This window comes from Paracoccus alkenifer, assembly GCF_900108405.1.
Lineage (GTDB): Bacteria > Pseudomonadota > Alphaproteobacteria > Rhodobacterales > Rhodobacteraceae > Paracoccus > Paracoccus alkenifer.
This window is the reverse complement of record NZ_FNXG01000001.1, coordinates 789,218-808,794: the sequence shown is the minus strand read 5'-3', so window position 1 is coordinate 808,794 and position 19,577 is coordinate 789,218. Positions and strand designations below refer to the sequence as shown.

Sequence of the window (19,577 nt, the reverse complement as noted above, 5' to 3'; positions counted from 1 at the left end):
GCAAGCCCGCCGGGCGCAGGGCAGCCATGCGTTTTCTGCATTGCAGCACGAGGAAAGGGGGGGCGCAAGGGGCGGTGCGTGGGATGGTGCGTGGGGACCACGCACCCTACGGGGCGGGGAATGGGCGGTGCGCGGGGCGGTGCGTGGGAGCCACGCACCCTACGGGGCGGGGAATGGGCGGTGCGTGGGATGGTGCGTGGGGACCACGCACCCTACGGGGCGGTGCAGGGGGGCGGTGCGTGCAGAGCACGCACCCTACGGGGACCGGCGAGGTAGGGTGCGTGCTCTGCACGCACCACCCCGCCCCCCCTTCCGGCCCAGCTTCTCGCCCAGATACAGCCACGAGAATCCGGCAAAGACGGTCAGGCTGATGACCTCCTGAATGGTCTTCAGTTGCGCGGCGGAAAAATACCCGTGCCCGATCCTGTTTGCAGGAATTTGCAAACCATACTCGAAGAAAGCGATGCCCCAGCTGATCAGAATGACGCTCAGCAAGGGGACGGACTTGAACTTCAGATGCCCATACCACGCCAGCGTCATGAACAGGTTCGACGCCACCAGCAGCCCGATGGTCACCACGGGCACGGGAAGGTTCAGCCCCATTGCTGGACGTGGTGCCGTTCAAGGTTGCCAAAGCGGGTAAACCGGCCCTCGAAGCTAAGCTCGACGGTGCCGATGGGGCCGTGGCGCTGCTTGCCGATGATGACCTCGGCCTTGCCGTGGACCTGCTCCATCATCTTCTGCCAGTCGGCCATCTTGTCCAGATCGTGGTCCGAAGGTTTCTCGCGTTCGCGGTAATATTCCTCGCGGAACACGAACATCACGATGTCGGCGTCCTGTTCGATACTGCCCGATTCGCGCAGGTCCGACAGCTGCGGGCGCTTGTCCTCGCGGCTTTCGACCTGCCGCGACAGCTGGCTCAGGGCGATGACGGGGATGTTCAGCTCCTTGGCGATGGCCTTGAGCCCCTGGGTGATCTCGCTGACCTCGTTGACGCGGCTGTCCTTGGCAGTGGCGGCGCGCAGCAGTTGCAGGTAGTCGACGATCAGCACGTCCAGCCCCATGGTGCGCTTGAGCTTGCGGGCCCGCGCGGCCAGCTGGTTGATCGGCAACGCCGGGGTGTCGTCGATGTAAAGCGGGCAGTTCTGCAAGGCGTTCGCGGCCTCGACAAAGCGGCGGAATTCATCCTCGGTCAGCTCGCCGCGGCGGATCATTTCGCTGGGAACCTCGGAAGCCTCGGACAGGATCCGCGCGGCCAGCTGGTCGGCCGACATTTCCAGCGAAAAGAACCCGACGATGCCGCCCTCGACCGTGCCGCGGCTGCCGTCGGGCAGCTCGCCCATCCGATGCGCCTTGGCGACGTTAAAGGCGATGTTGGTCGCCAGCGAGGTCTTGCCCATCGAGGGCCGCCCGGCCAAAATTAGCAGGTCCGACTTGTTCAGCCCGCCCAGCTTGTGGTCCAGGTCCGTCAGGCCGGTGGAGATCCCCGACAGCTTGCCGCCGCGCTGATAGGCGGCGTTCGCCGCATCGACCGCCCCGGTCACCGCTTGCAAAAAGGACTGAAAGCCGCGTTCGGCCACGCCCTGCTCGGCCAGCTTGTAAAGCGTCTGTTCGGCGGTCTTGATCTGCTCTTCGGCGTCGTCGTCCACGGTCATGACCGCGGCACGGCCGGCGATTTCATGGCCCAGCCCGATCAGCTCGCGCCGCAGGGCGAATTCGCGGATCATCCGCGCATAATCGCGCGCCGCAAAGGCCGATACCGCCGCCCCCGCCAGCCGCGCCAGATAGGCCGGCCCGCCCAGATCGCGCAGACCCGCGTCATGTTCCATGAACGCCTTGATCGTGACCGGGCTGGCCAGTGCGTTGCGCACGATGCGCTCGGCGCACAGCTCGAAGATGCGGCGGTGGACGGGGTCGTAGAAATGGTCCGGCTTGATCAGCCGCGAGATCGAATCATAGACGTCGTTGTTGGTCAGCAGCGCGCCCAGCAGCTGCTGCTCGGCCTCGATGGAAAAGGGCACGGCGGGCGTGTCGGAATCCTCGGCCGACGCCATGCGGCGTGGTTCGAGCGCGCGAAGCTCGGTCATCATCAAGTCCCCGATTCGAATGCGCCATCTTATCCCACGACTGCGCGCGGCGGTCTACGGCTGCACAACCCTGTGGATAAGCTGTGGGTGGGCTGTGGAGACCCCGCGCCCTTCGGGCGGTTCTTAAATATCCTCGGGGGAAGCGGCCAACGGCCGCGCGGGGGCAGACAGCCCCCGTCCGACCGGGCCGCTGCCGCCGCCGGCCCTACGGGTGCGCTGCCTGCCAGCCGCGGGGGTCGTGCAGGAATGCCTCGACCTCGGCGATGGTGGCTGTGTCGAACGAGCCTTGCGCCTTGGCCTCGGCCAGCACGTCCCACCAGCTGCACAGGTGGTGCAGCGCGACGCCGTGATCGGCCAGCCGCTGCGTGGTTTCGGGAAAAATCCCGTAGTAAAAGATCACCGCCGTATGGGCGCAGCTGGCCCCGGTCTCGCGGATCGCATCGACAAAGGACAGTTTTGATCCGCCGTCAGTGGTCAGATCCTCGACCAGCAGCACCCGCTGGCCTTCGCGCATCTCGCCCTCGATCCGGGCGTTGCGGCCGTAGCCCTTGGGCTTCTTGCGCACATAGCTCATCGGCAGGCCCAGCCGCTCGGCCACCATGGCGGCAAAGGGGATACCGGCGGTCTCGCCACCGGCGATGTTGTCGAATGCCTCGAACCCGGCATTGCGGCAGACGGTCGCGGCCATGAAATCCATCAGCGTGCCGCGGATGCGAGGGTGCGAGATCAGCTTGCGGCAGTCGATATAGGTCGGCCCCTTCAGCCCCGAGGCATAGGTGAACGGGTCGGCCGAGAAATGCACCGCCTTGATTTCCAGCAGCATCCGCGCGGACAGCCGGGCGATTTCCTCGGCGGTGGGAAAGCTCAGGCTCATGCGTCGTCCTCGATATGCCAGTGGACCGGAAAGCCGGGGTCGAACACGGTGACGGTCTCGTCGCCGGCGGTGATACGTTCGGGCCAGCGCGCGGGGGTGTCGCGGCGGGTCAGGGTGATGTGGTCGGGGTTGGGGTCCAGCCCGTAGAAGGCGGCGCCATGCAGGCTGGCGAATCCTTCGAGCCGGTCCAGCGCGCCCGCCTGCTCGAACACATGGGCGCAGATCTGCAACCAGTTCGGGGCGGTGAAACAGCCGGCGCAACCGCAGGCGCTTTCCTTGGCGTGGTCGGGGTGCGGGGCGCTGTCGGTGCCGGTGAAAAAGCGCGGATCGCCCGAGGTCGCGGCCTCGACCAGCGCCAGCCGGTGGTTTTCGCGCTTGGCGACCGGCAGGCAGTAGTAATGCGGGCGGATGCCGCCGACGAGGATATGGTTGCGGTTGATCACCAGATGATGGGTGGTGATGGTCGCGCCGATATTGTCGCCCGATTGCACATAGGCCACGCCGTCGGCGGTGGTGACGTGTTCCATCACCACCCGCAGCCCGGGGGTGGCGCGGCGGATCGGGTCCAGCACGCGGTCGATGAACACGGCCTCGCGGTCGAAGATGTCGACTGCCGGGTCCGTGACCTCACCATGCACACACAGCGGAATCCCGGCCTCGGCCATCGCGTCCAGCACCGGGCGCACGCGGTCGAAATCGCGCACCCCACTGGCCGAGTTGGTGGTGGCGCCGGCCGGATACAGCTTGACTGCGGCGATGATTCCCTGCGCGTGGGCGGCCAGCACGTCGGCCGGGTCGGTGGTTTCGGTCAGATACAGCGTCATCAGCGGACGCAACGTCACATTTTCCGGCAACGCCGCCAGGATGCGGTCGCGATAGGCCGCGGCCTCGGCCCCCGTCACCACCGGCGGCACCAGATTCGGCATGATGATCGCCCGGCCCAGATTGGCCGACCACGGCGCGACCGCGGCCAGCATTTCCCGGTCGCGAAGATGCAGATGCCAGTCGTCGGGGCGGCGGATGCGCAGCTTTGTGTCCATGGCCTTGGGTCTATACCGAAGCGCGCAGCGTTATCCAGTGGGGACGCGCTGCGGAAATCTTCCTCAATAGTGACAATCGGCCGAAAATTTTTCTGGCATTTTCTGGTGTGCGGGCGCAGCAATAACGGTGATGATCGCAGAATCCGTGAAAGAGGCCACATGATGAACGGCTTTCAGTTTCCTCCTGTCCTGCCATTGCGGCTGGTGGGCAACCTGTGTCGCATGGGAATCGAGGCGCAGTTCGTCATCACCATGCGCACCGCCGGGCTGCTGGGAATGGTGCCGCAACGGCCCAGCGAAAGCCTGCGAATGGTGACGGAAAAGGGCGATGCCTATCGCGAATCCCTGTCCGCGGCGTTCCGCTCGGCGGCCAAGGGGCGGCGGGCGGACCAGATTCTCAACGCGGCGCTGCGGCCCTATGGGCAGCGGACAAAGGCCAATGCGCGCCGGCTGTCCTCGTCGGGAAAATAGGCCCGGCGGGTGAAACGAAAAGGCCCGGCTGATACCGGGCCTTTCGTCGTTCTGGCGGGCGATCAGATCAGCTTGCCCATCGCGACCGCGGTGTCCGACATGCGGTTCGAGAAACCCCATTCGTTGTCATACCAGGTCAGGATGCGGACCAGACGGCCCTCCATCACCTTGGTCTGGTCCATATGGAAGACCGAGGAATGCGGGTCGTGGTTGAAGTCGATCGAGACCAGCGGCTCGTCCGTATAGCCAAGGATGCCCTTGAGCGGGCCATCGGCCGCAGCGCGGATCGCGTTGTTGATTTCGTCCACCGAGGTCTCGCGCGTGGCCTCGAAGGTCAGGTCCACGACCGAGACGTTCGGCGTCGGCACCCGGATCGCCACCCCGTCCAGCTTGCCCTTGAGCTCGGGCAGCACCAGCCCCACGGCCTTGGCCGCGCCGGTCGAGGTCGGGATCATCGACAGCGCCGCGGCGCGGGCGCGATACAGATCCTTGTGCATCGTGTCCAGCGTGGGCTGGTCGCCGGTATAGGCGTGGATGGTGGTCATGAAGCCGCGGGTGATCCCTACGGTATCGTTCAGCACCTTGGCGACCGGCGACAGGCAGTTCGTGGTGCAGGACGCGTTCGAGACGATCAGGTCCGCGGCGGTCAGCGTGTCGTGGTTGACGCCATAGACGATGGTCTTGTCGGAATTGTCGCCGGGCGCCGAGATCAGCACCCGCTTGGCGCCGTTCTGAAGATGCGCCTGCGCCTTTTCCTTGCTGGTGAAGATGCCGGTGCATTCCATCACCACATCGACATGGCCCCAGGGCAGGTCGGCCGGGTTGCGTTCCGCCGACACCTTGATCGGGCCGCGGCCCACGTCGATGGTGTCGCCCGAAACCTTGACCTCGGCCGGGAAACGCCCGTGCACCGAATCGTAGCGCAGCAGATGTGCGTTGGTTTCCACCGGGCCAAGATCGTTGATCGCCACGACCTCGATGTCGGTCCGGCCCGATTCGATGATCGCCCGAAGCACGTTGCGCCCGATCCGGCCGAAGCCGTTGATAGCTACCTTGACAGCCATGTAATCCTCTCCAACCGCTGGTTCCGCGCGCAAGGCAATGCCCAATATGGCGGAGGATTGCAATCGGCCGCGGGAAATGCCGCCGACAACAAGCGCGATCGGGCGGGCGCCGGTGGGCGCGCGCAATCGCGCCCGGGCCCGAGGCTCAGCGCCAGAAACTGACCAGCTCGATCAGCGCGAGCGTCTGCCGGCCCAGAAACAGCGACAGTTCCCAATTCAGCACGGCGGCGTCCAGCGCCAGCAGCGCCAGGATCATCAGCGCCAGCACCGCCGCGATCAGGTTGGTCATGGAAAGCCCCGGCTCGTGAAGAAAATGCGTAAAATGCGCTTTGAATAGACAGCCGTTCCCGGCAGTTGCAAGCCTGCGCCGGCAATGGGGCAGGTCCGGGCATCATGGGTCCGGCGCTGCTGCTGTGCCCGTGGTGTCGTCTCCGTCCCCTTCTTCGTCGGTTTCGGTCAGCAGGAACAATTCGCCGGCCTGTTCCATTTCGCGGATCGCGGAGACCACCGCGGTCATCGCCGTCTCGGCGTCGCGGGCCGGCACCTTGCCGGCTGCCTCGATTTCTTCGCGCATGGAATCGGCCAGCCGCGAACCAAGCCCGTTCAGCAGGAACTCTACCGTCGGGGCGTCGTCGCCCGTCGCGCCGGCCATTGCGCGGGCGACGGTGGCGGCATCGACCTCGCGGATGACGCGGGGAATGTCGCGGGGGTCCAGCCGGCGGGGGATATTGGCCCAGGTAAAGATGGTCCGCCGCACCTGCACGGCGAAGGCGGCGTCGTCCTGATCCAACCCCGCCAGCACCATGTCGCGGGTCTGCGCCGGCGCCAGGTTCAGCAGCGCGCCCAGCCGTTCCACCGGCTGCGCGTCGATCGCGGGCTTGGGCAGCGATTCCACCGCGCGCATCAGCGCCAGCCCGATCCGGCGCAGCGCCGGCGCCTCGATCCCGGCGGTCAGCGACATTGCATAGGCGATCCGCCGGGCAAGCTCCGCATCCAGCAGCTCGAATACCTGTGTCGCCCGCGCGACTGGCAGGCGCGAGAACATCACCGCCGCCACCTCGATCGCCTCGGTCCGGGCGAGTTCAGCCAGCTGCGAGGGCGGCAGGGCCGCAATCCGGTCCCATGGGTCGCCCGCGCCGTTCAGCGCCGCCAGTTTCTGTAGCCGCAGCGTGGTGTCGGGCGACAGATGCGCGCCCAGGAAATCCAGCGTCCCGTCGATCGAGCCGGGAAAGGTCACCCCCACCGCCTCGATCATGTCGCAGAATTCCGTGAGGATCTGGTCGCAGGTTTCCCGGTCGACCAGCTCCATCACCGACATTTCCTGCGCCAGCAGCGCCTGAAGTTCCGGCGGCAGCTGCGAAAGGTCCAGCCCTTCGCCGTCGGCCAGCACCACCCGGACCACCACTGCCGCCTTTTGCCGCGGCGTCAGCCCCGGCGTTGCCCTGATCATGCCTGTCCCCGTCGAATCATCGTCAGGGCAATCTGGCACGCGACCCCTTAATCTTCGGTGAACGGGTCAGGCTTCGCCGAACACCCGGCGAAAGATCGTGTCGACGTGTTTGGTATGATAGCCGAGGTCGAATTTCTCGTCGATTTCGGCGGGCGACAGCGCCGCGGTCACCTCGGCATCGGCCAGCAGTTCCTCGCGGAAATCGGCGCCCTGTTCCCAGACCTTCATCGCGTTGCGCTGGACCAGCCGATAGGCATCCTCGCGCGACACGCCGGCCTGCGTCAGCGCCAGCAGCACCCGCTGCGACATCACGAGGCCGCGAAACTTGTTCATGTTCGCCAGCATGTTGTCGGGATAGATCACCAGTTTTTCGACGACCCCGGCCAGCCGGTTCAGCGCGAAATCCAGCGTGATCGTCGCATCCGGCCCGATGGCGCGCTCGACCGAGGAATGGCTGATGTCGCGTTCGTGCCACAGCGCCACGTTTTCCATCGCCGGCACCACCGCCATGCGCACCAGCCGCGCCAGCCCGGTCAGGTTTTCGGTCAGCACGGGGTTGCGCTTGTGCGGCATCGCGCTGCTGCCCTTTTGCCCGGGCGAGAAATATTCCTCGGCCTCTAGCACTTCGGTGCGCTGCATGTGGCGGATCTCGACGGCGATGTTTTCCATGCTCGAGGCGATCACGCCCAGCGTGGCAAAGAACATCGCGTGGCGGTCGCGCGGGATCACCTGCGTAGAAATCGGTTCCGGGCGCAGGCCCAGCATCTTGCAGACATGTTCCTCGACCGCGGGGTCGATATTGGCGAACGTGCCGACCGCGCCGGAAATCGCGCCGGTCGCGACCTCTTCGCGGGCGCGTTCCAGCCGCTCGCGGCCCCGCGCCATCTCGGCGTAGAACCGGGCAAAGGTCAGGCCCATGGTGGTCGGCTCGGCGTGGATGCCGTGGCTGCGGCCGATGCGCACCGTGTCCTTGTGTTCAAAGGCGCGGGTTTTCAGCGCCGCCAGCACGCGGTCCATGTCGGCCAGCAGGATGTCGGCGGCGCGCACCAGTTGCACGTTCAGCGTGGTGTCCAGCACGTCGGAACTGGTCATCCCCTGATGGACAAAGCGCGCCTGATCGGCGCCCACATGCTCGGCCAGATGGGTCAGAAAGGCGATCACGTCGTGCTTGGTCACCGCCTCGATCTCGTCGATGCGGGCCACGTCGAATTCGACGTCCTTTGCCTTCCACACGGCCTGCGCGTTTTCGCGCGGGATCACGCCCAGATCGGCCTGCGCGTCGCAGGCATGGGCCTCGATCTCGTACCAGATGCGGAATTTCGTTTCCGGCGACCAGATGGCCACCATCTCGGGGCGGGAATAGCGCGGGATCATCCGGGGGTTTCCTTTCAAGACCTGCGGTCTGTTAGCCCCCGGCCCGGCAAGTCGCAACTCTTGCAGGCTGGCGGTTCTGCCGCTTGACATTTGTTTGTCCATCGCCTGCCGTATCCCAAGTGACCTGCATAGCAAAGGAGTAGGCGATGGGACGGCGTGAGGAACTGATCGAGAAATACGCGGGCGACCTGCGCAATCTGGGGATCCAGCCGGACATGGCGCTGCTGGAAAAGGCGACCGAGGCCTGCGGCCCGTCGATCTACCTTGCCGACGCCTCGACCGTCGCGTCATCCGATCCGCAAGAGATGGAGCGGGTGCGCGAGAATTTCTGCAAGAAAAAGCTGGGCGCGACCGATGAGGCCAGGATCGACGCGGCGCTGAAAAAGGCGGTCGAGACCTATGGTTCGGCCAACCGCAACAAGCACCGGGCGGTGATGTATTACCTGCTGGCGCAGGAGCTGGGCGGGTTATGAGGTGGGGGCAGGCACGCGGGGGGCGTGCCTGCCGTTGACGCCTAGCAGCTGAAATACATCGCGTATTCGATGGGGTGAGGGGTCTGCTCGAACGCCTCGACCTCGCCGCGTTTCAGCCGGATATAGGCCTCCAGCTGGTCGCGGGTGAACACGTCTCCGGCCAGCAGGAAATCCATGTCGTTTTCCAGCTCGTCCAGCGCCTCGCGCAGGCTGCCGCAGACCGTGGGGATGCCGGCCAGTTCCTCGGGGGGCAGGTCATACAGATCCTTGTCCGAGGCCGGGCCGGGGTCGATCTTGTTGCGGATCCCGTCCAGCCCCGCCATCAGCAGCGCCGAAAAGGCCAGATAGGGGTTGGCCGAAGGGTCGGGAAACCGCGCCTCGACCCGCTTGGCCTTGGGGCTTTCGGTCCACGGAATCCGCACCGCGCCCGAACGGTTGCGCGCGGAATAGGCCCGCAGCACCGGCGCCTCGAACCCCGGAACCAGCCGCTTGTAGCTGTTGGTCGAGGGGTTGGTCAGCGCGTTCAGCGCCTTGGCGTGGCGCAGGATACCGCCGATGAACCACAGCGCCTCTTGCGACAGGTCTGCATATTTGTCGCCGGAAAACAGCGGCTTGCCGTTTTTCCAGATCGACATGTTGACGTGCATCCCCGACCCGTTGTCGCCCTTGATCGGCTTCGGCATAAAGGTCGCGGTCTTGCCATAGGCATGGGCCACGTTGTGGATGACGTATTTCAGCTTTTGCAGGTTGTCGGCCTGTTCCACCAGCCCGCCAAAGATGGTGCCCAGCTCGTGCTGGCAGGTGGCGACCTCGTGGTGGTGCTTGTCGACCTTGATGCCGATCCGTTTGAGCGTGGACAGCATCTCGCTGCGGATGTCCTGGCCGTCATCGACCGGGTTCACCGGCACATAGCCGCCCTTGAAGGGCGCGCGATGTCCCTGATTGCCCATGTCATAACTTGTGTCGGTGTTCCACGCGGCCGAGACCGCATCGACCTGATAGGCCACCTTTTGCGGAGTGACGGAAAACCGCACGTCGTCGAACAGAAAGAATTCGGCCTCGGGTCCGAACCAGGCCACATCGCCGATGCCGCTGGCCTTCAACCAGGCCTCGGCCTTGACGGCGGTGCCGCGGGGGTCGCGGGAATAGGGCTCGCCGGTGTCGGGCTCGGCCACAGAGCAATGCAGGCACAGGGTTTTTTCGGCGTAGAACGGATCCAGATAGGCGCTGGAGGGGTCGGGCATCAGCTTCATGTCCGACTGGTCGATCGACTTCCATCCCGCGATCGAGCTGCCGTCGAACATCAGCCCTTCCTCAAAGAAATCCTCGTCCACCAGATCCACGTCCAGCGTGACGTGATGCAGCGTGCCGCGGGGGTCGGTGAAGCGGATATCGACATAGGCCACCTGTTCGGCGGCCAGCAGTTCCAGCACTTCGGCGACGGTTTTCATCGGTGTCGTCTCCTTTGCCGCGTCTTGCGGCGGGTTCGGTTGGCTTACAGCGCGTCGTCGCCGGTCTCGCCGGTGCGGATGCGGATCACCTGTTCGACGGGCGAGACAAAGATCTTGCCGTCGCCGATCTTGTCGGTGCGGGCGGCGCCGATGATCGCCTCGATCGCGGCGTCCACCATGTCGTCGGGCAGCACCATCTCCAGCTTTACCTTGGGCAGGAAATCCACGACATATTCTGCGCCGCGATACAGTTCGGTGTGGCCCTTTTGACGGCCGAAACCCTTGACCTCGGTCACCGACATTCCCTGGACCCCGGCGTCCTGCAACGCCTCTTTCACGTCGTCCAGCTTGAAGGGCTTGATGATCGCTTCGAGCTTTTTCATCCGTCGGCTCCATGGTTGCGGTTGTATCATGATGGTGGTGGCTGGTTTGATGGCCGGGGTAAATGCAAGCTGCGGCCTGCGGCCGGCAAGATGGACGACGCCAAGCCGGCTTGGGGCGATATTGAACACTCTGCACAATAATTGGGCAATGAAATGATGTTCGGAGCGACTGTCCTGACCTGCGCCGAGATGCGCGCGCTCGAATCCCAGGCCATCGCCAGCGGCGGTGTCAGCGCCGAGTCGCTGATGGAGCGCGCCGGCGCCGGTGCCGCCCATGCCATCCGCCGACGTTTTCCCCAGGCCCGAACGGCGGTGGTGCTTTGCGGTCCCGGCAATAACGGCGGCGACGGGTTCGTGGTGGCGCGCCATCTGGGCGCCATGGGGCTGACCGTGCGGGTGGGGGCATGGGGCACGCCCGAGACCCTGCCCGAGCCGGCCCGGACCATGTGCGACCGCTGGCGCGCGCTGGGCCCGGTGCAGCCGCTCGATACCGCATTCCTGACGGACCGCGATTTTCCCCCCGACATCGTGGTGGACGCGATTTTCGGCATCGGACTCAGCCGTCCGGCACAAGGCGAGCTGGCGGCGGTGCTTGAGGAAACCACCTTTCTGCGCACCGGCACCTGGGGGAAACATGCGCCCGGCATCGTGTCGCTGGACTGCCCGTCGGGGCTGAATCTCGATACGGGGTTTCCGTTGCAGCCGGGGCAGCCGTTCATGGGGGCGGCTGCGATTCCGCTGCCTGAATTGACCGTCACCTTTCATAGCCTCAAGCCCGGGCATCTGATCGGGGACGGGCCGGAATACTGCGGTGATGTCGAAGTCATCGATATCGGCCTTGCAGGCATCGGCAGGACGATCCGGGTGGAAACCCCCTGCATCCCGGCCCTGAGCAAGCGACAAGGGCACAAGTTTACCCACGGCCACGCGCTGGTCGTGGCGGGCTGCATCGGCCGCGGCGGCGCGGCGCGGCTTGCCGCCCGCGCCGCGCTGCGCGTGGGCGCCGGGTTGGTGACGCTGGCGCCGCCGAACTCGGCGCTGCCGGAACATTCGGGGCCGCCCGATGCGCTGATGCGAAGGGGCGTGGACGATCCCGCCGCGCTCGACGCGATCCTCGAGGACCGGCGGATCAACGCCGTCTGCCTTGGGCCGGGCGCAGGGGTGGAACGTGCGGCTGGGTTGCTTGCAGCGCTGATCGCCTCGGGGCGCGCCTGCGTGCTGGATGCCGATGCCCTGACGGCAATGGCTGAAAAGCCCGCGCGCCTGCATGATCGCTGCATCCTCACCCCCCATGTCAAAGAGTTCGCGCGGCTCTTTCCCGACCTTGCCGCGCAGCTGGCGCCGCAGCCAGCCGGCCGGCCGGCGTTGTCCCGGCTCGATGCCGCGGGTCAGGCTGCCGAACGCTGCGGGGCCATCGTGCTGCTGAAAGGCCCCGATACGGTGATTGCGGCCCCCGACGGACAGCTGCGCATCCACTCGGCCTTCGATGTGCCCTGGCTTGCCACCGCCGGGACCGGTGACGTGCTGGCGGGCATCATCGCCGGGCTGCTGGCGCGCGGCCTGGCGCCGCTCGACGCCGCCAGCACCGGCGCCTGGCTGCACGCCGCAGCCGCCCGCCGCTTCGGGCCCGGGCTGATCGCCGACGACCTGCCCGACACGCTGCCCGCGGTGTTTCGCGACCTCGGCCTGTAATATCTTCTGTCCGTAAATATCCCGGGGTCCGGGGCAGCGCCCCGGTCCGGCGCCCGACGCAAGAATCCCCTCGCACGCGGCGGCAGGCTTTGCTAAGACGCCCCGGATTTCCCGGCGGACCCCTCAGGCCCGTCCGGGCAGGAATTGCGGGTGTGGCGGAACTGGCAGACGCACCAGATTTAGGTTCTGGCGCCGCAAGGCGTGGGGGTTCAAGTCCCTCCACCCGCACCAGGATGGAAACGAAGGAACGGATATGCAGGTCACGGAAACCCTGAACCAAGGTCTCAAGCGCGGCTACCGCTTCACCCTGCCCGCGGCCGAGCTTGCCGCCGAGGTGGACCGCCAGCTGGCCGAGGCCCAGCCCCAGATCGAGATGAAGGGGTTCCGCAAGGGCAAGGTGCCGATGGCGCTGCTGAAAAAGACCTATGGTCAGCGGGTCATGGGCGACGCGATGCAGAAAACCATCGACGACGCGATCAACGCTCACATGGCCGAGGGCAACGTCCGCCCCGCCATGCAGCCCAAGATCGAGATGGAAAACGGCGAGAACTGGACCGAGGGCGACGATGTCGTCGTCAACGTCTCGTACGAACTGCTGCCCGAGATCCCCGAAACCGACCTGTCCGGCGTGGAACTGGAACGCCTGACCGTCGCACCGGAAGAATCCGCCGTCACCGAAGCGCTTGAAAATCTGGCGAAAAACGCCCAGAACTTCGAGGATCGGGCCGAGGGCGAACCCGCGCAGTCGGGCGATCAGGTCACCATCGACTTCAAGGGCATGGTCGACGGCGAGGCGTTCGAGGGCGGCACCGCCGAGGGTTATCCGCTGGTGCTGGGCTCGGGTTCCTTCATCCCGGGCTTCGAGGACCAGCTGACCGGCGCCAAGCCGGGCGACGAAATCAACGTCAACGTGACCTTCCCCGAGGATTACGGCGCCCCCCATCTCAAGGGCAAGGCTGCGGTCTTTGAAACGAAAATCCACGCCGTCAAATCGCCGAAAGCCGCGGAAATCGACGACGAGCTGGCCAAGCGTTTCGGCGCCGAAAGCCTCGATGCGCTGAAAACCCAGATCTCGGACCGGCTGGGCGCCGAATATCAGGGCGCCGCGCGGGCGCTGGTCAAGCGCGCGCTGCTCGACCGTCTGGACGAGCTGGTCAGCTTCGAGCTGCCGGAATCGCTGGTCGAGGCCGAGGCCGCGCAGATCGCCCACCAGCTGTGGCACGAGGATCACCCCGAGGAACAGGGCCACAACCACGGCGAGATCGAGGCGACCGACGAGCACAAGAAACTGGCCGAGCGCCGCGTTCGTCTGGGGCTGCTTTTGGCCGATGTCGGGCAAAAGGCCGAAATCACCGTCAGCGATCAGGAAATGACCCAGGCGGTGCTGAACCAGGCCCGCAACTTCCCCGGTCAGGAACGCGCCTTCTTTGAATTCATCCAGCAGAACGAGGCCGCCCGCCAGCAGCTGCGCGCCCCGATCTTTGAAGACAAGGTTGTCGACCACATCATCGCCGGCGCCAAGGTGACCGAGCGCGCCGTGACCAAGGAAGAGCTTGAAAAAGCAATGGAATCTCTGGACGAAATCTGAGATTCCTGCATCCGACCTCTGAAAGGGCCGCCCATCGGGGCGGCCCTTTTCAGTTCCCGGACAGGTCGCCGTCGTCCTTTGGCTCGACCCCGTTCTCGATCTTGATCTGGCGCTCGATCTCGGAATTCAGCTCTGCCCCGACCAGCACCACCATGGCCGCGATCCACAGCCACATCATGGTGACGATGGCCGCGCCGAGCGAGCCGTAAGTCTCGTTATAATTGGCGAAATTCGACGCGTAAAAGGAAAACAGCGCCGAGGCCACCAGCAGCCCGGCGGTCGCCAGCAGCGCGCCGGGCGAAATCCATTGCCACACCGCATCGTCCTTGCTGGGGCCAAAGCGATAAAGCACCGCCAGCCCCACCAGCAGCAGCCCCACCAGCAGCGGCCAGCGCAGCAGCCCGACAACCGTTTCCCCCCAGCCCCCGGCCAGCACCGTGTTCAGCAGGATGGGCAGCACCGCGATCATCGCCAGCATGACAACAATACCCAGAATGGCGCCCAGCGTCATCGCCATCGACATCAGGTTCAGGCGGATAAAGCCGCGTTTCTCGGTCTCGAACCAGGCGATGTTCATCGCCTCGATCAGCGCCTTCATCCCGCCGTTGGCGGTCCACAGCGCGGCCAGGATCGCCACGACGCCGGCAATCGACAGCGAGGTGCCCGAGGCCGAGGCGATCGCGCTCACCTGTCCCTCGATCAACTCCATCGCGCCCTCGGGCAGCACCTGATCCAGCATTTCCAGATTGCCGGCGATGGTTGAGGGATCGGCGAGCAGCGCGTAAATCGACACCAGCGCGGTGATCGCGGGAAACAGCGCGAGCAGGCCGAAAAACGTGACCCCGCCCGCGACCGAGGTGACCCGGTCGCTGCTGAATTGGTGGATCACGCGCTTGACCACCGCCATCCAGCTGTCGCGGCCAAGCTGCCATGGGGTTTCGGGGGCGCCGGGCGCTCGGGGCGGCGGGGCCGGGTGGGTTTTGGCCGCCCCGGGGGCTGCGGCCGTGGGCCGGCTCTCGCGCCAGCCCTCGGGCAGCGGGCCAAGCAGCGCGCCAAGGATGTCGGTGCTTTTGTCCGTCCCGGAACCGGCGGGACCAAAGGGGGCCTGTGGCATGATGTCCGGCCCGTCACAGACGATGGATTCGGGGATCGTCCGGCGGGGCTGGGTTCTGAGGGACGGGGTTCTGGGGGATGGGGGCGTCCGGCCCGTTGTGTCCGGGTCGGGGCCGAAAGCCTGCGGTCCCCGTCCGGCGGCGTTCCGGGGATTCTGCGGCGTGGCTGCCCAAAAAGCTGCGCAGCTGGTCGGCTGCGCCTCCGAATTCGCGCATGATGCTGTCGGCCTGTGCGGCGACCGACCGAAACCCGGTGATGGCCGCGCCGACCGCGCCCGCGACCTCGTTTATGGTGCGCGTCACCCGCTGGGCGTTGCTTTCGACCTCGTCAAGAAAACCCTGTTTGCGCGCGGTTCGCGGCGAGGGGTCGGGGCGGGGCGGGCCACCCTGTGCGCGGGGTTTTTCATGCGGCGGGCGGCGGGTGGGGGCATCTTGGCGCATCCGGCGGCGGGCGCGCAGCTCGTCAGCGGCGGGTTCCGGCATGGCGGAAAAGCGGGGCGCGGCCGTGGCGCGGGCAGAGGGCGCGGATTTCGCCGCGGCATAGACCCGCGCACGGGCGCGTTCTGCCGCCTGTTCCGCGGCGCGATCAGCCTCGCGATCAAGGGCGTCGTTGCCCGAGACCAGATCCGCAATCTTGCGAACGGCCAGAACCCCGGCCGCGGTCGCCGCCGCCACCCCCAGCGCCGTGCCGCCATAGACCAGCAGCCGGGCAGTGTTCGACGGCTGCGGCCAGATCCGGTCCCCTTCGGGCGAGACGTCGCCATGCGGCGGGATGCGGCGCGATTCCAGACGCGGGGCGCGCTGCCCGCCACCCGCGGGAATATGGGTATTATGCGGCAGATGGTCGCTGTCGGCCATGAAAGAAATCCTTGCTGAGGCCATGGTTGTGGCCGTTTCTTGCCCTTTCAACCCTTGGGCCGCCGGGATCGTTCCCGCCCGAACCCCAGGCGCATACGCAAAAAGAAACCGCGCCGGAATGCGGCGCGGTTTCAGGTGATGGTCCGGGGGGCGCGGCTTATTCGCCCAGCGGTCCTTCGTCGTCGTCGCGCCCGGCCGAGCCGATGTCGTCGAACAGTTCGGCGATCTCGAATTCGGCGGCGGCGTCCTCTTCGGCGGCGAGTTCCTGGATGGACTTGCCCGACGCCTGCAACTCGGCCTCTTCGGGCGAGCGTGCGACGTTCAGCGTGACCTGCGCCTCGACTTCGGGGTGCAGGTGGATGCTGACCTCGTGCAGGCCCAGAAATTTGATCGGGCCGGCCAGCACCACCGAACGGCGCTCGACGGCAAAGCCCTCGGCCTCGGCGGCCTCGGCCACGTCGCGCGGCGTCACCGAGCCATACAGCGCCCCGGCGTCCGACGCCGAGCGGATGATGACAAAGCTCTTGCCGTCCAGCGTCTCGGCGATCTTCTGCGCCTCGGCGCGGGTATCGTCGTTGCGGCTGGCCAGTTCGGCCTTGCGGGCCTCAAAGGCGGCGATGTTGGCGTCAGAGGCACGCAGCGCCTTGCCCTGCGGCAGCAGGTAGTTGCGGGCGAACCCCTGCTTGACGTTCACCACCTCGCCCATCTGGCCCAGCTTGGCCACGCGTTCCAGCAGAATGACTTGCATGGGTCAGCTCCTCACTTAACGGCGTAAGGCAGCAGCGCAAGAAAACGCGCGCGCTTGATCGCCTGCGCCAGCTTGCGCTGGTTCTTGGCCGAAACCGCAGTGATGCGCGACGGCACGATCTTGCCGCGTTCGCTGATATAGCGTTGCAGCAGGCGGGTGTCCTTGTAGTCGATCGCCGGGGCGTTGTCGCCCCCGAACGGATCGACCTTCCGGCGGCGGAAAAACGGTTTGGTCGCCATGGTGTCGTTCCTTTCCTAGCGGTCGCTGCGGGGGGCGCGGTCGTCGCGGTCACGGTCGCCGCCGCGGTCACGGTCACCACCACGGTCACGATCGCCACGCGAATCGCGGCGGTCGCCACGATCGCCACGGTCACGGTCGTCCCGGCGCTGCATCTGGACCGAGGGGCCGTCCTTGTGCTCGTCCACGCGGATGGTCAGCACGCGCATCACGTCGTCATGCAGCCGGGCCAGACGTTCCATTTCCTGCACGGCGGCCGAGGGCGCGTCCGAACGCAGAAAGGCGTAATGCCCCTTGCGGTTCTTGTTGATCTTGTAGGCAAGCGTGCGCACGCCCCAGTATTCGCTGTCCTTGACGGTGCCGCCGTTGTCGGCCAGCACGGTCGAGAAATGTTCGATCAGCCCTTCGGCCTGCGCGTTCGACAGGTCCTGGCGGGCGATCAGCACATGCTCGTAAAGCGGCATGGCATCCCTTTCGTCTCGGGCGGGCTTCATAGGCGGGTCAGCCTTTCCGCGCCCCGCCACGAGAGGCTTCGCCGGTTTCGCAAAAACTGCGGAAAGGAATGGGGCCTTATACGGTCTGGGCGGCGCGGCGCAAGGTGATTCGCAGCGCCCCGCGCGGGGAACGACGACTCGCGCGGGGGAACGACCGGGGCGCGGTGGCGGTTGTCGTGCTGTCCCCCCACGGAGCGATGAGATGAAGATGAAACATCAGCTTTCCCCCCTTGCCCTTACCCTTGCCGCGCTGCTGGCCGCCCCCGTCGCCGCGCAGGATTCGCCGGACGGGATCGGCGGCACCTATCCGTTCGATCCCGAACACAGCCAGATCGTGTTTTCCTATGAACACATGGGGTTCTCGGTCAGCCACGGCTTCGTCAACGGGATCGAGGGCAGCGTGACGCTGGACGCGGCAGCCCCCGAAAACTCGACCGTCGAGGCCAGTTTCCCGATGAGCGCGGTCCGCACCATCGCCCCCGCGCTGGATCAGGACATCTATGGCGAAGGGCTGGCCGATGCCTCGACCCCCGAAAGCGTGGTGAGCTTTCGCTCGACCCGGGTCGAGGTCAAGGACGATGACGAGGCCGAGGTGTTCGGCGATCTGACCCTGAACGGGGTCACGCGCGAGATCCGGCTTGAGGTCGAACTGAACAAGGCCGGCCCCAGCCCGATGACCGAGCAGCCGACGGTTGGCTTCGACATCGAAACCAGCATCCTGCGCAGCGATTTCGGCATGGGCGGCTTTGCCCCCGCGGTGTCGGACGAGCTGAAGATCCGCATTGCCGTCGAGGCGCAAAAGGGCTGAGCCGCGCCGCCCGGGCGCGGCATGTCCCTACCGCGCCGCCCGCGCGCCGCATGTCCCGGGATGCAGGGCGACCCCCGGCATGGCTGCTGCGCGCGCGCCAACGACAACGGGGCCGCCAACCGGCGACCCCGCGCGGTGCGCGTGGTTTGCGCACCACCTCCCTGTGGTCTGCGGCCTGCGGGCGGCCCGGGTGGGTGGGCCGCCTGCATCGCCCCCGGCTTATTCCGCCGGGGCGTTTGCCGGCAGGGTGATCGGCTGCGGCCGCGGCGTCTCGGCCCCGCGAACCGGCAGGATCGGGTGGACGATCTGCGGCTGTTCGCCGGTCAGCGTCCCAAGGAAGGCCGTGATGTCCATGGCCTGCTCATCCGTCAGCTCGGTGCCGAGCTGCGCCGAGGACATGATGCGCACCGCGTCTTCCAGTTCCCAGATCACGCCCGAGTGGAAATAGGGCGGGGTCAGGGCCACGTTGCGCAGGGGGGCCGCGCGGAACACATACTGGTCGTCGTCGGTCTGGGTGATTTCAAAGCGGCCCACGTCGCCCTCGGGGCGGACATCGGCATCGGGCGCCTCGATCAGGCCAAAGGGATAGTATTCCTGCCCGCCAAAGTTCACCCCCGCGTGGCAGCTTTGGCAACCGGCATCCAGATATGCCTGCAAGCCGCGCTTTTCCTGTTCGTTCATCGCGCCGTCGATGCCCATCAGCCACTGGTCAAAGGCCGAGTTGGGGGTGATCAGCGTCGCCTCGAACGCCTCGATGGCCAGGGCAAAGTTGTCAAAGGTGATCGGCTGCTCTTCGCTGGGGAATGCCGCGGCGAACAGCTCGCCATAGCCCGGCATCGATTCCAGCGTCTCGATCAGGTTGTCGGGGGTGTTGTTCATTTCCACCCCGGCCTGAACCGGACCCTTGGCCTGTTCGGCCATGTCCTCGGCCCTTCCGTCCCAGAACTGGGCGGCGTTGAACACCGCGTTCAGCATGGTGGGCGAGTTGCGGGGCCCCATCTGCCAGCCGTGGCCGACCGAGGTTTCCAGCATGTCGGTGCCGCCAAGCCCCACGTTGTGGCAGGACTGGCACGAGAACACGCCCGACAGCGACATCCGCGGGTCGAAAAACAGGGTCTTGCCCAGCTCGATGCGCGGCTGGGTCATCGGCCGGCCGCTGGGCAGCTCGGCTGCGCGGGGGATCGGCTCGAACCACTCTGCCGCTTCGGCGCGCAGTTCCGCATCGGGCGAATCAGGGGCCGCGGCGACGCCGGCCTGGGGGGTTGCGCCGGGATCCGCCGCTTCCTGTGCGAAGACGGCCGGCGCTGCGAACGCCAGGGCCGTGGTGAGTAAGAAGACGGGACGAAGGCTCATGTTTGCTTCCCTTTGCATTG

Annotated in this window: 21 protein-coding genes and 1 tRNA gene; 6 read left to right on the top strand and 16 right to left on the bottom strand. The window is 66.3% G+C overall.

Translation table 11 applies throughout. The annotated features are described in order from the left end of the window. Positions 1-255: 255 nt before the first annotated feature. From BLW83_RS03850 to pyrC, 4 genes are all read right to left on the bottom strand, one after another. Entirely contained in the window at positions 256-603 is a 348-nt protein-coding gene (locus tag BLW83_RS03850; RefSeq protein WP_090845634.1) for a DMT family protein, read from the bottom strand. Next, positions 594-2,087 carry a replicative DNA helicase gene (locus tag BLW83_RS03845; RefSeq protein ID WP_090845965.1) on the bottom strand — a complete coding sequence of 498 codons (1,494 nt, stop codon included), beginning with the start codon at positions 2,085-2,087 and terminating at the stop codon, positions 594-596. Before BLW83_RS03845 ends, BLW83_RS03850 begins: the two co-directional genes overlap by 10 nt. A 205-nt stretch (positions 2,088-2,292) precedes the next feature. Next, entirely contained in the window at positions 2,293-2,961 is a 669-nt protein-coding gene (locus BLW83_RS03840; RefSeq protein WP_090845631.1) for an orotate phosphoribosyltransferase, read from the bottom strand. After that, a complete protein-coding gene (gene pyrC, locus BLW83_RS03835) occupies positions 2,958-4,001 on the bottom strand; it encodes a dihydroorotase (RefSeq protein WP_090845629.1) in 1,044 nt (347 codons plus the stop codon). The genes BLW83_RS03840 and pyrC overlap by 4 nt, the downstream gene beginning before the upstream one ends. A gap of 162 nt (positions 4,002-4,163) precedes the next feature. On the opposite strand from pyrC, the gene BLW83_RS03830 reads away from it, so the two are divergent. Then, the gene (locus BLW83_RS03830; protein ID WP_245728604.1) at positions 4,164-4,472 is read left to right on the top strand and encodes an antibiotic ABC transporter; all 309 of its coding nucleotides are present in this window, start codon (positions 4,164-4,166) and stop codon (positions 4,470-4,472) included. Positions 4,473-4,534: 62 nt separating this feature from the next. On the opposite strand, the gene gap is transcribed toward BLW83_RS03830, so the two are convergent. The 4 genes from gap to purB all read right to left on the bottom strand — a co-directional run bounded on the left by gap (position 4,535) and on the right by purB (position 8,360). Beyond that, positions 4,535-5,536: a type I glyceraldehyde-3-phosphate dehydrogenase gene (gene gap, locus BLW83_RS03825; protein ID WP_090845625.1), complete on the bottom strand. Its 1,002-nt coding sequence runs from the start codon at positions 5,534-5,536 to the stop codon at positions 4,535-4,537. A 145-nt stretch (positions 5,537-5,681) separates the two neighbouring features. Beyond that, a complete protein-coding gene (locus BLW83_RS15665) occupies positions 5,682-5,825 on the bottom strand; it encodes a hypothetical protein (protein ID WP_177172477.1) in 144 nt (47 codons plus the stop codon). A gap of 102 nt (positions 5,826-5,927) precedes the next feature. Next, on the bottom strand, positions 5,928-6,986 hold the full coding sequence (locus BLW83_RS03820) for a FliG C-terminal domain-containing protein (protein ID WP_090845623.1): 1,059 nt from the start codon (positions 6,984-6,986) through the stop codon (positions 5,928-5,930). Positions 6,987-7,052: 66 nt separating this feature from the next. Beyond that, on the bottom strand, positions 7,053-8,360 hold the full coding sequence (gene purB / locus BLW83_RS03815; RefSeq protein WP_090845621.1) for an adenylosuccinate lyase: 1,308 nt from the start codon (positions 8,358-8,360) through the stop codon (positions 7,053-7,055). A 146-nt stretch (positions 8,361-8,506) separates the two neighbouring features. Between purB and BLW83_RS03810 the strand changes: the two genes are divergently transcribed. Next, a complete protein-coding gene (locus BLW83_RS03810) occupies positions 8,507-8,833 on the top strand; it encodes a DUF2853 family protein (RefSeq protein WP_090845619.1) in 327 nt (108 codons plus the stop codon). 41 nt (positions 8,834-8,874) lie between these two features. On the opposite strand, the gene glnA is transcribed toward BLW83_RS03810, so the two are convergent. Both glnA and BLW83_RS03800 read right to left on the bottom strand, forming a co-directional pair. Then, positions 8,875-10,284 (bottom strand): type I glutamate--ammonia ligase, encoded by a 1,410-nt coding sequence (gene glnA / locus BLW83_RS03805; RefSeq protein ID WP_090845617.1) that lies wholly within the window; start codon positions 10,282-10,284, stop codon positions 8,875-8,877. 44 nt (positions 10,285-10,328) lie between these two features. Continuing rightward, a complete protein-coding gene (locus BLW83_RS03800) occupies positions 10,329-10,667 on the bottom strand; it encodes a P-II family nitrogen regulator (RefSeq protein ID WP_090845615.1) in 339 nt (112 codons plus the stop codon). A 156-nt stretch (positions 10,668-10,823) separates the two neighbouring features. On the opposite strand from BLW83_RS03800, the gene BLW83_RS03795 reads away from it, so the two are divergent. From BLW83_RS03795 to tig, 3 genes are all read left to right on the top strand, one after another. Next, positions 10,824-12,359: an NAD(P)H-hydrate dehydratase gene (locus BLW83_RS03795; protein WP_342707489.1), complete on the top strand. Its 1,536-nt coding sequence runs from the start codon at positions 10,824-10,826 to the stop codon at positions 12,357-12,359. 146 nt (positions 12,360-12,505) lie between these two features. Further along, positions 12,506-12,590, top strand: a tRNA-Leu gene (locus tag BLW83_RS03790). A 22-nt stretch (positions 12,591-12,612) separates the two neighbouring features. Continuing rightward, positions 12,613-13,947: a trigger factor gene (gene tig / locus BLW83_RS03785; RefSeq protein WP_090845611.1), complete on the top strand. Its 1,335-nt coding sequence runs from the start codon at positions 12,613-12,615 to the stop codon at positions 13,945-13,947. Between the two features lie 49 nt (positions 13,948-13,996). On the opposite strand, the gene BLW83_RS03780 is transcribed toward tig, so the two are convergent. The 5 genes from BLW83_RS03780 to rpsF form a co-directional block, all read right to left on the bottom strand. Continuing rightward, positions 13,997-15,061, bottom strand: coding sequence for a YihY/virulence factor BrkB family protein (locus BLW83_RS03780; RefSeq protein WP_090845609.1), 1,065 nt, complete (start codon positions 15,059-15,061; stop codon positions 13,997-13,999). 13 nt (positions 15,062-15,074) lie between these two features. Continuing rightward, positions 15,075-15,917 (bottom strand): hypothetical protein, encoded by an 843-nt coding sequence (locus tag BLW83_RS03775; RefSeq protein ID WP_090845607.1) that lies wholly within the window; start codon positions 15,915-15,917, stop codon positions 15,075-15,077. Positions 15,918-16,074: 157 nt separating this feature from the next. After that, positions 16,075-16,665 carry a 50S ribosomal protein L9 gene (gene rplI / locus BLW83_RS03770; protein WP_090845605.1) on the bottom strand — a complete coding sequence of 197 codons (591 nt, stop codon included), beginning with the start codon at positions 16,663-16,665 and terminating at the stop codon, positions 16,075-16,077. 11 nt (positions 16,666-16,676) lie between these two features. Continuing rightward, a complete protein-coding gene (rpsR, locus tag BLW83_RS03765; RefSeq protein ID WP_073060981.1) occupies positions 16,677-16,904 on the bottom strand; it encodes a 30S ribosomal protein S18 in 228 nt (75 codons plus the stop codon). 15 nt (positions 16,905-16,919) lie between these two features. Beyond that, positions 16,920-17,366, bottom strand: coding sequence for a 30S ribosomal protein S6 (gene rpsF, locus BLW83_RS03760; protein WP_090845603.1), 447 nt, complete (start codon positions 17,364-17,366; stop codon positions 16,920-16,922). A gap of 232 nt (positions 17,367-17,598) precedes the next feature. On the opposite strand from rpsF, the gene BLW83_RS03755 reads away from it, so the two are divergent. Beyond that, positions 17,599-18,204: a YceI family protein gene (locus BLW83_RS03755; protein ID WP_177172476.1), complete on the top strand. Its 606-nt coding sequence runs from the start codon at positions 17,599-17,601 to the stop codon at positions 18,202-18,204. Between the two features lie 219 nt (positions 18,205-18,423). On the opposite strand, the gene BLW83_RS03750 is transcribed toward BLW83_RS03755, so the two are convergent. After that, a complete protein-coding gene (locus BLW83_RS03750; protein ID WP_090845599.1) occupies positions 18,424-19,557 on the bottom strand; it encodes a cytochrome-c peroxidase in 1,134 nt (377 codons plus the stop codon). Between the last annotated feature and the right edge of the window lie 20 nt (positions 19,558-19,577).